Raw genomic sequence first — 14121 nt, 5'->3', positions numbered from 1 at the left:
GCGGGGTTGATAGGCAGCGGCTGTGAGGGGTGCCTGTGCAAGCAGTGCACCCAGGAGGATCAGAGTTGCCCCCCGTGCTGCTGTGGGCATTGGGTCTCCCGTTGGGCGTGTGACGGCAGTGACTGTAGGTACGCCTGAGACCACAGTACGTGCTTGTGGCAACAATGTGGAGGGGCCCTGCCCCTGAACCGCCGCCCGCGGCCAACTAGACTTGGCCGGTCCAGGTCCGTGGAACGCTGTGGAGAGTCTGTGTCGGTCCAACCCATCCGCCTGTTCGGCGACCCCGTCCTGACCACGAAGGCCGAGCCGGTCGTCGACTTCGACGCCGAGCTGCGCCGCCTGGTCGCGGACCTCACCGACACCATGCAGGCCGCGCCCGGCTCCGGCCTGGCCGCGCCGCAGATCGGGGTCGGGCTGCGCGTGTTCACGTTCCACGTGGAGGGCGAGCTCGGGCACCTGATCAACCCGGAGCTGACGCTCTCGCCCGACGAGCAGTTCGGCCCGGAGGGCTGCCTGTCGATCCCCGGCCTGACGTTCGACTGCCGCCGGGCGCTCTCGGTGATCGCCAAGGGTTTCAACATGTACGGCGACCCGATCGTGATCGAGGGCTCCGAGCTCCTGGCCCGCGCCATCCAGCACGAGACCGACCACCTCGACGGCATCCTGTTCGTCGACCGGCTCGACACCGACACCCGTAAGCAGGCGATGAAGGCGATCCGCGCGGCCGACTGGTCCGGCCTCGCCGGCCCACCGCAGATCAAGGTCTCGCCGCACCCGACGAACGGATTCGGCCTGTGAGAGTCGTCTTTGCCGGTACGCCGGAGCCCGCCGTCACCGCTCTCAAGGCGATCGTTGCCAGCCGCCACGAACTCGTCGGCGTGGTCACGCGTCCGGACGCACCGGCGGGCCGCGGCCGCAAGCTGGTCGCCTCGCCGGTCGCGCAGTACGCCGAGGAGCTCGGTGGGATCGAGATCCTCAAGCCGGTGAAGCCCAGGGATCCCGACTTCCTGGCGCGGCTGGCCGAGATCGCGCCGGACTGCTGCCCGGTCGTCGCGTACGGCGGCCTGTTGCCGCAGGCGGCCCTGGACATCCCGCGGCACGGCTGGATCAACCTGCACTTCTCGGTGCTGCCCGCCTGGCGTGGCGCCGCGCCGGTGCAGCACTCGATCATTGCCGGGGACGACGTGACCGGGGCCACCACGTTCCAGATCGTGAAGGCGCTCGACGCCGGCCCGGTGTACGGCGTACTCACCGAGCCGATCGGTCCTTCGGACACCTCGGGTGACCTGCTGAACCGGCTGGCGGTGTCCGGCGCGAAGCTCCTGGTGGACACGCTGGACGGGGTCGAGGCCGGCGTACTGGAGGCTCGCGAGCAACCGGCCGACGGCGTGACGCTGGCGCCGAAGATCACCGTCGAGGACGCCGAGCTGGATCGGGCCGCGCCGGCGCAGCGGGTGGATCGGCTGGTGCGTGGGTGCAACCCGGCGCCGGGGGCGTGGACGATGTTCCGGGGCGAGCGCTTGAAGGTTCTCGCCGTACGGCTGACCGACGAGGAGCTGAAGCCTGGTGAGCTTCGGGCGACCAAGTCGAGCGTGAAGGCCGGCACCGGGAGTAAGGCGGTGGAGCTGGTGACGGTTCAGCCGCAGGGCAAGAAGCCGATGGCCGCCGCAGACTGGGCCCGTGGTGTCCGCCTCACCGATGAGGATCGGCTGGGACCTTCCACGTGAGCGACCGGTCGCCGCGCAATCGGACGCCGCAGCGCCGCCCGGACCGGGTGCGCCGGGTCGCGTACCAGGTCATCCGGCAGGTGAACGGCGAGGCCGGCTATGCGAACCTCGTCCTCAACAAGGCTCTCCGTGAGTCGCGCCTCGGCGGTCGTGACGCCGCGTTCTGCACCGAACTGGTGCACGGGACGCTCCGCTGGCAAGGCACGTACGACGCCTTCCTCGCGCGCAGCGTGTCCCGCCCACTCGAGGACCTCGACCCTGAACTCCTCGACCTCCTCCGGCTCGGCAGCCACCAGCTCCTCCGGATGCGCGTCGACTCGTACGCTGCCGTGTCGGAGATGGTCACGCTCACCCGCGCCGAGATCGGCCAGAAACGCAGCGGCCTGGTCAACGCCGTCCTCCGCAAGATCAGCCAACGCACTCTCGATCAGTGGATCGCCGCGGTGGCGCCGCCGGCCGCCGAGGATGCCTACGGCTACCTGGCGATCGCCAAAGCCCACCCCCGCTGGGTGATCGAGGCCTTCGCCCAGGCGCTGGGTGACCGCAGTGGGCTGGAGCGGTTGCTTGATGCGGACAACGAGCCGCCTCGGGTGACGCTAGTGGCTCGGCCGGGGCTGGCCGAGGTCGATGAGTTGGTCGCGGCTGGGGCCACTGCGGGGAAGTGGTCGCCGTACGCGGCCGTGCTGCAGGGTGGTGGCGATCCCGGGCGGATCGACGCGGTTGCCACCGGTCGGGCCGGCGTGCAGGACGAAGGGTCGCAGCTCGTCGCTCTCGCCCTGGCCGCGGCTCCGATCGAGGGATCGGACAGCAGCTGGTTGGACCTTTGCGCGGGACCAGGCGGCAAGTCGGCGCTGCTCGCAGCGCTCGTGCAACAACGTGACGGCCAACTGACCGCGGTCGAGCCGCTCAAGCATCGGGCCGAGCTGGTCCGGGCCAACCTGCGGGCAATCCCCGGCGAACACAAGGTTCTCGTCGGAGACGGGACCAAGCCGACGTGGCCGGCCGGGTCCTTCGACCGCGTGCTGGCCGATGTGCCGTGCACCGGCCTGGGAGCGCTCCGACGTCGCCCGGAGGCCCGCTGGCGCCGTACGCCGGACGACGTGAAGGAACTGCGGCCCCTCCAGGAGGACCTCCTGGACTCGGCGATCACCTCGGCGCGCACCGGCGGCGTGGTCGCGTACGTCACCTGCTCACCGCACCCCGACGAGACCCGCGCCGTGGTCGACGCCCTACTGCGCAAACGGTGCGACGCGACCCTCGAGGACGCGCGCCCCCTGTTCCCCGGCGTACCGGACCTGGGCGACGGTCCCGACGTGCAGTTGTGGCCGCATCTCCACGGCACCGATGCGATGTACCTGGCCCTGATCCGCCGGTCATAGAGTGGACCGGTGTCAGGCGCAATCTGGCGAACGGTCATGATGGTGACGTGACAATGACCGCGACCCGCCCGCCGGCCTCGACCCGTCAGCACCACCTGATCGGGCTCACCGCCGCCTTCGGCATCGGCATGCTGGTCGCGATCCAGTCCCGGATCAACGGCGAACTCGGCAGCGTCCTCGGTGACGGTGTCGCGGCCGCGACGATCTCGTTCGCCACCGGCCTGCTCATCCTGCTGATCGGTACGGCGGTGATCCCCGCCGTACGCCGCTCCCTCGGTGCCGTCTGGCGAGCGATCCGCGAGCCACGGCGCGGGTACGGCGGTCTGCGCTGGTGGCAGTGCCTCGGGGGACTCGCCGGCGCCTACCTCGTCGCCACCCAGTCGATCACCGTCTCTGTGATCGGCGTCGCGGTCTTCACCGTGGCGGTCGTCGCAGGTCAGGCGGTCAGCAGTCTGATCGTCGACCGCCTCGGCTTCGGCCCGGCCGGCCCGCAGCCGTTCACCACGCTGCGCGTCGTCGGCGCGGTCATCGCCCTGCTGGCCGTCGTCCTCGCGGTGTCGGACCAGCTGAGTCACCCGGATGGCCTGCTGCTCGCCGTACTGCCCGCGCTCGGCGGCGTCGGTACCGCGGTCCAGCAGGCGATCAACGGACGCGTCGCACGCACCGCCTCACCGGACGCGTACGGCGCGGTCGCGGCCGGCGTGGTCAACTTCGGGGTCGGGCTCATCGCACTGCTGATCGTCTTCGGAGCCGACCTCGCGCTGCGGGGTGCGCCGCATCACCTGCCGAGCAACCCGTGGCTGTACTTCGGTGGCGCGTGCGGTGTGATCTTCATCAGCGCGGCGGCGGCTGTGGTTCGGGTGGTCGGCGTGTTCGTGTTCGGTCTCGGCACCATCGCCGGTCAGTTGATCGCTAGCCTGTTCATCGACCTGTTCCTCCCGGCCGCGGACAAGGCGGTCACGTTCCCGGTCGTCGCCGGCACCGTGCTGGCCCTCGCCGCCGTGGTGATCGCCGCCGTCCCCAACCTCCGCCGCGGCTGACCTCGCCGGCGGCGCTCAGGTCGTCGCGGGCGCCTCGGCGGCGACCATCGGCGTGCGCCGCGGCGGACGCAGCAACCCTTGCGAGACGGCGACTCCGAGCAACACCACCAGGCCGCCGACCGGCTGGTACCAGGTGATGTGCTCGTGCAGCACGAGGACGCCGACCACGATCGAGAAGATCGGCATCAGGTAGGTCACCATCGACGACCGGCTGGCCCCGATCAGCCGGATGTTCCGCAGGCTGAGCACGAACGCGAGCCCACTGCCGAGCGCACCGAGCGCGACCACACTGAGCACGACCTCGATCGACAGCGACCACGGGGCGGGCGGCGCCTGCCGGGTGACGATCGGTGCCACGATCGCGAGCTGGACCGTTGCGCACAGGAACATACTCGCGGACAGTGCCGTCCCGGATAACGTGGTGCCGGCGATGAACCGCTTCTGAAAAGGAATCGCCAGCCCGTAGAAGACCGCCGCGAGCATGCACAGCGCCTGGCCGGTCAGATCCGCACCGGCGTCGACGTGCCAAGCGCCCAGTACGACGAGCATCCCGCCGAACCCGATGACCAGCCCGAGCACCCGCTGCCGCGAGAACGTCTCGGTGCGGAAGATCAGCACGGCGATCGGCAGTACGACGAGCGGGGTGATCCCGTTCCAGATCCCCGCCAGGAGGGATGGAATGCGCTGCTCGCCGTACCCGAACAGCGTCCACGGGATCGTGGAGCCGATCGCGCCGGCGACGAACAGATACAGCCACAGCCGGGGGTCCCGGGGTAACGATTCGCGCTTCACCGCCAGGATCACCAGCAGGACGACGGAGCCCGCGATCACGCGCCCGAGCGCCAGGTAGAGCGGCGGAAGCTCGCGCACTCCGACAGAGATGAACAGGAAGCTGCAACCCCAGATGGCAGCCAGGGTCAGCATCGTCGGAAGCCAGGCCCGCACTGGTGCGGCGGCCTTGTCAGTAGTCGTCACCGTAGTCACTCCTGACATCCTGCACTACCGCGGCGACATTCCGAAGATTTTTATCCGGGATCGGGCAAGCCTGGTGAGAAATGGACAACGGATGGCAACGGGCTTGGTCGCCGGGAGAGGATGGCGGCCATGGGTGCCTTCGAGGTCGTGTCCGTCCGTAAGCAGTTCCCCGCGCTCGACGAGGGCGCGGCGCATTTCGACGGTCCGGGTGGATCGCAGACCCCGCAGGTGGTCGCCGACGCGGTGGCCCGGACCCTGACGTCGGCGCTGGCGAACCGCGGTCGGCTGACGACTGCCGACCGCCGGGCCGACGAGATCGTCATCGGGGCGCGGGAGGCGATGGCCGATCTGCTCGGCACTGAGGCGAGCGGCATCGTCTTCGGCCGCAGCATGACTCAGCTGACGTACGACTTCTCCCGCACGCTCGCCAAGACCTGGTCGGAGGGCGACGAGGTCGTCGTGACCCGCCTCGACCACGACGCCAACGTCCGCCCGTGGGTGCAGGCCGCCGAGGCCGTCGGCGCGACCGTGAAGTGGCTCGGCTTCGACCCCGCGACCTCCGAGCTGGACGACATCGCGCCACTCCTGACCGACCGCACTCGCCTGGTCGCCGTCTCCGGCGCTTCCAACCTGGTCGGCACCCGTCCGGACGTCGCCCGGATCGCCGATCAGGGCCACGCGGCCGGTGCGCTGATCTACGTCGACGGGGTGCACCTGACCGCGCACGCCCCGGTCGATGCGACGTACGCCGACTTCTACGTCTGCTCGCCGTACAAGTTCTTCGGGCCGCACCTCGGGGTGCTGAGCGCCAAGCCCGAGCTGCTGGAGACGCTCCGGCCGGACAAGCTGCTCCCGTCGTCGGACGCCGTACCCGAGCGCTTCGAATTCGGCACGCTCCCGTACGAGCTGCTGGCCGGCACAACCGCGGCCGTCGACTTCATTGCCCGTCTCGGCGGAACTGGAGCCACCCGACGCGAGCGCCTGCTCAGCTCGATGCAGCTGGTCGAGGAGTACGAGGACGGCCTGCGTGAGGATCTCGAGTCACGGCTGGCCGCCATCCCGGGCGTGACCCTTTACGGCCACGCGGCTCGCCGTACGCCGACCCTGCTCTTCACTGTCGAGGGCCATCCGCCGGCCGCGGTGGCCGAGCATCTGGCCGCCGCCGGGGTGAACGCTCCGGCCGGATCGTTCTACGCCTACGAGGCTGCCCGCCACCTCGGCCTGGGTGCTGCCGGAGCCGTCCGCGCCGGTCTCGCGCCGTACTCCGACCAGTCAGACATCGACCGTCTCGTCGCGGCGGTGGCGAGCCTTGACGGTTCTTCTGACCATTAACTAAAGTCCGTGGGGAAATTCGCCGCCGAGGGAGTCAGGTGAGAGAACCGAGCACTGTTTTCGTCCAGGCGGGACTCTCGGACGGGCTGACCAGCACGGTCCGGAACGGCGCGACCTGGTCGGCCGACGGCATCGATGTCAGCTGGTCGGACGGCGCCATCGACGTCACCGGGCCGACCGTCGCGCGCGTCGCGCTCCGCTGGTCCGAACGGCTCCCCGCCGACGCGCTGATCCTCGGCGACGCCTGGGAACGCTCGTACGGCGACCTGCAGTGGCGTCACCAGCAACCCGAGCGACTGCTGCCGTGGTACTTCCTCGCCCACGACCCGCAGACCGGTACGACGACCGGCGCAGGCGTCGACGTGCAGCCGAACGCATTCTGCTCGTGGACCGTCGACGCCGACGGCTTCACGCTCTGGCTCGATCTCCGCAACGGCGGGGGTCCGACCCGGCTGAACGGACGTACGCTGGCCGCAGCGACTGTCCGTCGGTTCGAGGACGCCGGCTCGCCCTGGCTGACGTTGCACGCAGCGGTCGCCACCATGAGCACCCGGCTACCGGCGCGACCTGAGCCCGCGCCGGTGGTCGGGGCGAACAACTGGTACTACGCGTACGGCGAGAACTTCGACCAGAAAGCAGTAGAGGTCGACGCCGCGACAATCGTGGAGCTCGCCGACGATCACCCGGTCAAGCCGTTCAGCGTCGTCGACGACGGCTGGTACCCGGGCGGCATCGCGTCGGGCGGTCCGTGGGACGCGGGTGCGCCGGGAGTCTTCGACGACATGGCCGGCACGGCCGCGGCGATCACGGCGATCGGCGCCCGCCCGGGGCTGTGGTTCCGCCCGCTCCTGGTTCGCGAGGCCGGTCCGTGGGGTCGCCCCGGGCCGCACGACAAACCCGGTCGCGCGCTCGATCCGTCGTACCCGGAGGTGCTCGACCTGGTCCGCGCCGATCTGCGGCGGTTCAAGGACTGGGGCTTCGAGCTGGTGAAGCACGACTTCAGCACGTACGACGTGTTCGGCCGGTTCGGGCCCGCGATGGGTTCGCGACTGACGGGCAGCGGTTGGCAGTTGCACGATCCGTCGCGGACGACGGCGGAGATCGTGCTCGCGTTCTATCGCGAGATCCGGGCGGCCGCGGACGACGTCGTACTGATCGGCTGCAACACCGTCGGGCACCTCGCGGCCGGGCTGGTCGACGTGCAGCGGACCGGTGACGACACGTCCGGACGGGACTGGGAGCGGACCCGCAAGATGGGCGTCAACACGCTCGCGTTCCGGTTGCCGCAGCACAACCGCTTCTTCGCCGTCGACGCCGACTGCGTCCCATGCACGTCGCAGACGCCGTGGGAACTGAACCAGCGGTTCCTGGATCTGGTCGCACGGTCCGGTACGGCGCTGTTCGTGTCGATCGATCCACAAGGCCGCACCGAGCAGTCGGACCGCGCGCTGAGCGACGGTATACGGTTGGCGCTCAGTGGTGGTGACGCGTCCGGGATCGAGCCGCTGGACTGGCTGACGAACACGACCCCGAACTCCTGGCGCTCAGGCGCCGAGACGATCCAGTACGACTGGTCACGTCCGTGGGGTGCGGACCCGATCTCCGACTAACTGGGGGGAGTTGTGACTGTACGCCGGGGCACGAACCTGGATCGTGTCGGCGGTTTCAATGATGCCGTCGTGCTCGATGCGATTCGCCGGAGCGAGCAACTGAGCCGGGTCGAGCTCGCCGAGGTGACCGGCCTGTCCGGTCAGGCGATCTCCAACATCGCCCGCCGCCTCCTTGACGCCGGTCTGGTTCGCGAAGCCGGCCGCCAGCGCAGCGCGGGCCTGGGCAAGCCGCGCACTCTGCTCGAGCTCGAACCCACCGGCCAATACGCCGTCGGCGTCCACCTCGACCCCGCCGTCGTGACCGTGGTGCTGCTCGACCTCACCGGCGACGTGGTCGCGCGCCGGCGGGTGGACACGCCGTACGCCGACGATCCCGACGTACTGATCGCCGGAATCGCGGCGACGATCGAGGACGTCATGACTCTCGCCGCCGCGCCACGGGATCGCGTGGTGGGTGTCGGAATCGCCGCACCGGGGCCGATCGATGCCGAGCGTGGTTTCGTGGTCGACCCACCCAACCTGGCGGCTTGGCATCTGGTTCCGATCCGGGACGAGCTCCGGGAGCGGACCGGGTTGCCGGTGCTCCTCGACAAGGATGTGACCGCAGCGGCGTCGGCCGAGAAGTGGGCCGGCGGAGGTGGGAGCTTCGTGTTCTTCTACCTGGGCACCGGCGTGGGGGCCGGCCTGGTGATCGGTGACGAGGTGGTCCGCGGTTCGTCGAGCAACGTGGGCGAGATCGGTCACGTCATCGTGGACCCGGACGGGCCGGTCTGCTACTGCGGGCGGCGCGGCTGCGTCGGCGAGGCGAGCCAGCCGCGGTACCTGGTGCAGCAGGCGGTCCGGGCCGGGGTGCTTGCCTCAGGCATCGACCTCGACGACCGGCAGGCCGTGGACGCGGCGTTCGCCCGGCTGTGTTCGCTGGCCGCGGCGGATCCGGGGCCGGCCCGGGAGATCGTTGCAGCGCTGGCCGTCCGGATCGCCAAGGTGGTCGAGGACATCGCGAATCTCCTCGACCTGGAGCGGGTGGTGTTCGGTGGCCCGCACTGGGAGCGGCTCGCGCCACTGTTCGGCGACGCGGTCCGGACCGCCCTGGACGGACGTTTCCTGGTCCGCTCCGTCCACCCCTTCGAAGTCGCCGGTACGGCGCTCGGCGTCGACGTCGGCGCGATCGGCGCGGCCAGCCTGGTCCTCGACCAGACCTTCTCGCCGAACCCCTCGGTACTGTTGCAGAGCCGCGAACTCGTGGCAGATAGGTGATTGTGTTGATGATCGATCCCGAGGTCCTCGCCCGGGCTACCGCGGCGGTCCACCGGGCGACCGGCGACGAGACGATCGCGGAGATGTTCCGGCGCTCGATGGCCGAGAACCTGCCCGCCGTCGCCGAACGGCTGCCGGACGGGACGACGTTCGTGCTCACCGGCGACATCCCGGCGATGTGGCTGCGCGACTCCGCCGCCCAGCTCCGGCCGTACCTGCTGCTGTGCAAGGACGATCCGGGCCTGCAGGCGGTCCTCATCGGAGTCCTGCACCGGCAACTGGAGTACGTCGTCCTCGACCCGTACGCCAACGCGTTCAACCGCGAGGCGAACGGCGCCGGTCACACCACCGACGAGACCGAGATGTCGCCGTGGGTGTGGGAGCGCAAGTACGAGATCGACTCACTCTGTTTCCCGCTCGAGCTGGCGTACCGGCTGTGGCGGATCACCGGTCGGGCGGACGTGATCGACGAGCGCTTCCGGGCCGCGGCGTCGGCGATCATCGACCTGTGGACCGTCGAGCAGGATCACGAGGCGAGGTCGCCGTACCGGTTCCAGCGGGACGAGCCGGACATGCTGCCGTCGGACACGCTGGTCCGCGAAGGGCGGGGCCGGCTGACCCGGCCGACCGGGATGTCGTGGAGCGCGTTCCGGCCGAGTGACGACGCGACCGAGCTCGGGTTCAACGTGCCCGGCAACATGTTCGCGTCCGTCGTCCTCAGCTATCTGCAGGAGATCGCGGCCGAGGTACTGGATGACGAGCCGCTGTCCGCGCGGGCCAAGGAACTCAAGGCCGACATCGACGACGGCATCGCTCGGCAAGGCACGATCGATCATCCGGAACACGGCCACGTCTACGCCTACGAGGTCGACGGCGCCGGAGCGGCGCTGGTGATGGACGACGCGAACATGCCGAGCCTGTTGGGCATCCCTTTGACCGGGTACGCCGCCGCCGACGATCCGACGTACGTCGCGACTCGCGGGCTGCTGCTGAGCCCGGAGAACCCGTACTACTACAGCGGTACGCACGCCGCCGGCATCGGCAGCCCGCACACCCCGCCGAACCAGGTGTGGCCGATTGCCCTTGCTGTGCAGGGATTGACGAGCACATCGGCGGAGGAACGCCAGCGGTTGCTGGAGCTCCTGCGCGACACCACGGGCGGCACCGGTCTGATGCACGAGTCGTTCCACGTCGAGGATCCGGCTGTCTTCACCCGCGAGTGGTTCTCCTGGGCGAACGCGATGTTCTGCGAGCTCGCCCTGGTGCACGCCGGGATCAGGTGACGTCCCGGCGCCGCGTCGTCCAGACCGCGAGTACGGCGAACACCGCGCAGTAGGCGATCAGGGTCAGCAGGGCGCGCCACCCGCCGACGGCATCGCGAACGCCGGGCGGTGCGTCGTTGGCAGCCATACCGGTGACGCTGAACACCAGCGAGCCCGCGTTCGTGCCGGGCAAGACGTTGGCGAGGAACTTCAGATCCGGCAACAGGCTGCTGACCACTCCGGCCAGCAAGGTCTCGATGCCGAGAATCCACACCACACCGAGGCCGATCGGCAACGCGACGTTGCGGAAGGCAACGGCCAGGACCGCGCCGGCCAGGCACCACATCATCAGCACCAGCCAGCCACCGCCGAGACCTTGCAGCAGGTCGACCGGACCGGGCCAGTTCATCGCGCCGCCTTCGGCGGCCGCGATGCCGAAGCTGGAGAGCGCGCAGGCCGCGAAGATGCCGAGCACCCAGATCGCGATCATCGTGGCGAGTGCGAGGAACTGCGCCGCACGACCCAGACGGCCGACCGCTTGCGGAGCTTCAGCAGCTCCGCTCGATAGCTACCCAGCATCGGTGGTCTCCCCGCTGGTGGTGAGCTCGAAGAAGATGTCCTCGAGAGCTCGCTCGGTGCTGTGCAGCTCGGATACCGCGATCCCGGCCTCGACCAGCACCCGGTTCACCTCGGCGGCCCGGCCTGGGTCCACCTTCACCCTGAGCGTGTCGTCGTACAGGTGCACCGCGCCGGTGCCGAGGAAGTCGGTGAGGACTGCTTGGGCGGTGTCGCGCGGTGTCGCGCGGACGACCAGCTCCTGCTCGCCGCGCAGCTCGTCGACGTTGTGCTCGGCAACCATCCGGCCGGAGTTGATGATCCCGACCCGGTCGCAGATCTGCTGCACCTCGCCGAGCAGGTGGCTGGACAGCAGTACGGTCCGCCCGTCGGAGCCGAGTTCGCGGATCAGCCGGCGCATGTCGCGCATTCCGGCTGGGTCGAGCCCGTTGGTCGGCTCGTCCAGGATCACCAGCTCCGGATCCTTCAGCAACGCGGCCGCGACGCCGAGCCGCTGCTTCATCCCCAGGGAGTACGTCGAGAACCGGTCCTTCGCCCGTTCGGCCAGATCAACCAGCTCCAGGACCTCGTCGACCCGTTGTCGCGGCACTTCGGCGTACTCGGCCAGCAGACGCAGGTTGTCCAAGCCGGAGAGGTACGGATAGAACGCGGGCGACTCGATCATCGACCCGGTCCGGCCCAGTACGTCGGCCTGCCCAGGATGACCGCCGAGCACGCGGACGTCACCACTCGTGGGCGCGATCAACCCGGTCAGAATCCTGAGCGTGGTCGTCTTCCCGGCCCCGTTCGGCCCGAGGAACCCGTAGACCTCTCCAGACAGAACCGTCAGGTCGACACCATCCACCGCGAGGGTGTCGCCGTACCTCTTCGTCAGCCCGCTGACCTCGACTAGCGCATCCATACCCCAGAGCGTGCCGGTGCAGGCCTGCCGACCGCGTCGCCCAGGAGGACTGACCGCAGCTACCCCGCTCGGAGTATCGCCGAGCATACTGAGTGATCGTGGAGCGTCGAGAAGCACTGCTGTCGGTCCGGCCGCTGGACGCTGAGACCTGGCCGGCGTTTGCCGCGCTGGTCGAGGCGAACAACGGGGTCTGGGGTGGGTGCTGGTGCATGGGCTTCCACGTGAAGCTGGGAAAGGAACGCACCGCGGCCCAGAACCGCGCCGAGAAGGAGCAACGCGTCCGGGATGGGAGCACCCATGCCGCACTGGTCTTCGACGGCGACCAGTGCGTCGGCTGGTGCCAGTTCGGAACGCCTGAGGAGCTGCCCGAGGTCAAGAGCAAACGCCTGTACGAGAAGGGCTTGACCGACCCCCCGGACTGGCGCATCACCTGCTTCTTCACCGGTAAAGGCCACCGCGGCCGCGGTGTCTCCGACGCGGCCCTGGCGGGCGCCCTCGCGCAGATCGCCCAGTACGGCGGTGGCACCGTGGAGGGCTACCCCGAGGAAACCGACGACCGGAAAGTCTCCGGCTCCTTCCTCCACACCGGCCCGATGCCCGCCTTCGAGTCCCACGGCTTCACCCGGATCCGTCCGATCTCCCCGCACCGCTGGGTCGTCGCCCGCACGGTCACCCCGGACTGAGCCTCAACCGAGCCAACCCGGCCGGACCAAGCCGGTCTGGTAGGCGACCACGACCAGCTGAGCGCGGTCGCGGACGCCGAGTTTGATCATTGCGCGGCTGACATGGGTCTTCGCCGTTGCCGGGCTGAGGACCAGGCGCTCGGCGATCTCGTCGTTCGAGAGGCCTTCGCCGACCAGGGCGACGATCTCCTTCTCGCGTTCGGTGAGGACGTCGAGTTCCTTGCTGGCGTGGGGTTGGCGGCTGCGGGACGCGAACTCCGCGACCAGGCGGCGCGTGACACCGGGGGAGAGGAGCGCATCGCCGCGCGCGACAACCCGGACCGCCTGCAGCAGCTCGACCGGCTCGGTGTCCTTCACCAGGAATCCGCTGGCCCCGACCCGCAGTGCCTCGAAGACGTACTCGTCCAGGTCGAACGTCGTCAGGATCACCACATGCACATCGGCCAGCTCCACGTCCGCGCCGATCTGCCGCGTCGCCTCCAGTCCGTCGGTGCCCGGCATCCGGATGTCCATCAGCACCACATCGGGCTTCTCGGCCCGCGCCACCGTGACCGCCTCGGCTCCGTCCGCCACCTCGCCGATCACCGTGATGTCGTCCTCGGCGTTCAGCAACGACCGGAACCCGGCCCGCACCAACGCCTGATCGTCCGCCAGCAGCACCCTGATCATGCGCTCACGCTAGAGCATCGGTCAGGCCAAGCCGGCGTCGTGCGCCAGCAGCGCGATCTGGGTGCGGTTGCCGAGCTCGAGCTTGGTGAGGATGTGTGAGATGTGCGCCTTCACCGTCGCCACGCTCATGTAGAGCTCCGCGGCGATCTGCGCGTTCGCCTTCCCCTGGGCGACCGCGAGCATCACGTCGTACTCGCGGGGTGACAGCCGCTTGAGCGACGTCTGCGCGACGGTGTGCGCGTCGGCCTGGGTCGCGGCCTGGTCCATCAGTCGCCGGGTGATCGCCGGTGACAGGATCGGGTCGCCGGCGGCCACCCGCCGTACCGCTTCGACGATCTGCGCGGGTGGCGTGTCCTTCAGCAGGAAGCCGCTCGCCCCGGCGCGGAGCGCGTGCAGCAGGTTCTCGTCGGTGTCGAACGTCGTGAGGACGACGACCTCCGGCGGATTGGTCCGGGCTCGCACCCGCCGCGTCGCGACGATCCCGTCCACCCGCGGCATCCGCAGGTCCATCAGCACGATGTCCGGGAAATGCGCGTCCACCGCGGCCGGCACCTCGTCGCCGTCGGCAGCCTGGCCGACCACGGCGATCCCGTTCGCGCCGTCCAGCATCATCTCCAGGCTAGCCCGGACCAACGCGTCGTCGTCCACCACCAGGACCCGGATCGTGGTCTCGCTCATCCGCGTCCTCGCTTCGCTCCGGGCGCGGCTGA

14 protein-coding genes are annotated in these 14121 nt (G+C 69.7%); 9 read left to right on the top strand and 5 right to left on the bottom strand.

Features of this window, described 5'->3' with window-relative positions:
* The first annotated feature begins 249 nt into the window (after nt 1-249).
* From def to ACXC9Q_RS36625, 4 genes are read left to right on the top strand one after another with little or no spacing between them, the layout of a single operon-like run.
* Nucleotides 250-798, top strand: coding sequence for a peptide deformylase (gene def / locus ACXC9Q_RS36640; RefSeq protein WP_457061236.1), 549 nt, complete (start codon nt 250-252; stop codon nt 796-798).
* On the top strand, nt 795-1727 hold the full coding sequence (gene fmt, locus ACXC9Q_RS36635) for a methionyl-tRNA formyltransferase (protein WP_457061235.1): 933 nt from the start codon (nt 795-797) through the stop codon (nt 1725-1727). Before def ends, fmt begins: the two co-directional genes overlap by 4 nt.
* On the top strand, nt 1724-3106 hold the full coding sequence (locus tag ACXC9Q_RS36630) for an RsmB/NOP family class I SAM-dependent RNA methyltransferase (protein ID WP_457061234.1): 1383 nt from the start codon (nt 1724-1726) through the stop codon (nt 3104-3106). The genes fmt and ACXC9Q_RS36630 overlap by 4 nt, the downstream gene beginning before the upstream one ends.
* A 53-nt stretch (nt 3107-3159) precedes the next feature.
* Nucleotides 3160-4146: a DMT family transporter gene (locus ACXC9Q_RS36625; protein ID WP_457061266.1), complete on the top strand. Its 987-nt coding sequence runs from the start codon at nt 3160-3162 to the stop codon at nt 4144-4146.
* 15 nt (nt 4147-4161) lie between these two features.
* Here the strand turns inward: ACXC9Q_RS36625 and ACXC9Q_RS36620 are convergent, their stop codons facing one another.
* Complete coding sequence (locus ACXC9Q_RS36620; RefSeq protein ID WP_457061233.1) at nt 4162-5121, bottom strand: DMT family transporter; 960 nt, start codon at nt 5119-5121, stop codon at nt 4162-4164.
* A 129-nt stretch (nt 5122-5250) separates the two neighbouring features.
* Between ACXC9Q_RS36620 and ACXC9Q_RS36615 the strand changes: the two genes are divergently transcribed.
* From ACXC9Q_RS36615 to ACXC9Q_RS36600, 4 genes are all read left to right on the top strand, one after another.
* The gene (locus tag ACXC9Q_RS36615) at nt 5251-6453 is read left to right on the top strand and encodes a cysteine desulfurase-like protein (protein WP_457061232.1); all 1203 of its coding nucleotides are present in this window, start codon (nt 5251-5253) and stop codon (nt 6451-6453) included.
* A 38-nt stretch (nt 6454-6491) separates the two neighbouring features.
* Nucleotides 6492-8063, top strand: a complete 1572-nt coding sequence (locus tag ACXC9Q_RS36610) for a hypothetical protein (RefSeq protein ID WP_457061231.1) — start codon at nt 6492-6494, stop codon at nt 8061-8063.
* Nucleotides 8064-8132: 69 nt separating this feature from the next.
* Nucleotides 8133-9320, top strand: a complete 1188-nt coding sequence (locus ACXC9Q_RS36605; protein ID WP_457061230.1) for an ROK family transcriptional regulator — start codon at nt 8133-8135, stop codon at nt 9318-9320.
* An 8-nt stretch (nt 9321-9328) separates the two neighbouring features.
* Nucleotides 9329-10603: a glycoside hydrolase family 125 protein gene (locus tag ACXC9Q_RS36600; protein WP_457061229.1), complete on the top strand. Its 1275-nt coding sequence runs from the start codon at nt 9329-9331 to the stop codon at nt 10601-10603.
* On the opposite strand, the gene ACXC9Q_RS36595 is transcribed toward ACXC9Q_RS36600, so the two are convergent.
* Nucleotides 10596-11072: a hypothetical protein gene (locus ACXC9Q_RS36595; protein ID WP_457061228.1), complete on the bottom strand. Its 477-nt coding sequence runs from the start codon at nt 11070-11072 to the stop codon at nt 10596-10598. The two genes, ACXC9Q_RS36600 and ACXC9Q_RS36595, sit on opposite strands and share 8 nt — an antisense overlap.
* 78 nt (nt 11073-11150) lie before the next feature.
* The gene (locus ACXC9Q_RS36590) at nt 11151-12059 is read right to left on the bottom strand and encodes an ABC transporter ATP-binding protein (protein ID WP_457061227.1); all 909 of its coding nucleotides are present in this window, start codon (nt 12057-12059) and stop codon (nt 11151-11153) included.
* A gap of 98 nt (nt 12060-12157) precedes the next feature.
* Between ACXC9Q_RS36590 and ACXC9Q_RS36585 the strand changes: the two genes are divergently transcribed.
* Entirely contained in the window at nt 12158-12742 is a 585-nt protein-coding gene (locus tag ACXC9Q_RS36585) for a GNAT family N-acetyltransferase (protein WP_457061226.1), read from the top strand.
* 3 nt (nt 12743-12745) lie between these two features.
* Here the strand turns inward: ACXC9Q_RS36585 and ACXC9Q_RS36580 are convergent, their stop codons facing one another.
* Together ACXC9Q_RS36580 and ACXC9Q_RS36575 are read right to left on the bottom strand one after the other, a co-directional pair.
* Complete coding sequence (locus tag ACXC9Q_RS36580) at nt 12746-13411, bottom strand: response regulator (protein ID WP_457061225.1); 666 nt, start codon at nt 13409-13411, stop codon at nt 12746-12748.
* Nucleotides 13412-13432: 21 nt separating this feature from the next.
* Complete coding sequence (locus ACXC9Q_RS36575) at nt 13433-14089, bottom strand: response regulator (RefSeq protein ID WP_457061224.1); 657 nt, start codon at nt 14087-14089, stop codon at nt 13433-13435.
* Nucleotides 14090-14121 lie beyond the last annotated feature (32 nt).

The sequence above is a fragment of the Kribbella sp. CWNU-51 genome, assembly GCF_054073265.1.
The sequence above is the reverse complement of the archived record's forward strand: the minus strand, read 5'-3'. Positions and strand labels throughout refer to the sequence as shown.

Coding starts and splice junctions, on each gene's coding strand:
- ACXC9Q_RS36625 (WP_457061266.1), top strand. CDS start 3,160: ATGACCGCGACCCGCCCGCCGGCCTCGACCCGTCAGCACCACCTGATC.
- ACXC9Q_RS36615 (WP_457061232.1), top strand. CDS start 5,251: ATGGGTGCCTTCGAGGTCGTGTCCGTCCGTAAGCAGTTCCCCGCGCTC.
- ACXC9Q_RS36600 (WP_457061229.1), top strand. CDS start 9,329: ATGATCGATCCCGAGGTCCTCGCCCGGGCTACCGCGGCGGTCCACCGG.
- ACXC9Q_RS36595 (WP_457061228.1), bottom strand. CDS start 11,072: ATGATCGCGATCTGGGTGCTCGGCATCTTCGCGGCCTGCGCGCTCTCC.
- ACXC9Q_RS36590 (WP_457061227.1), bottom strand. CDS start 12,059: ATGGATGCGCTAGTCGAGGTCAGCGGGCTGACGAAGAGGTACGGCGAC.
- ACXC9Q_RS36580 (WP_457061225.1), bottom strand. CDS start 13,411: ATGATCAGGGTGCTGCTGGCGGACGATCAGGCGTTGGTGCGGGCCGGG.
- ACXC9Q_RS36575 (WP_457061224.1), bottom strand. CDS start 14,089: ATGAGCGAGACCACGATCCGGGTCCTGGTGGTGGACGACGACGCGTTG.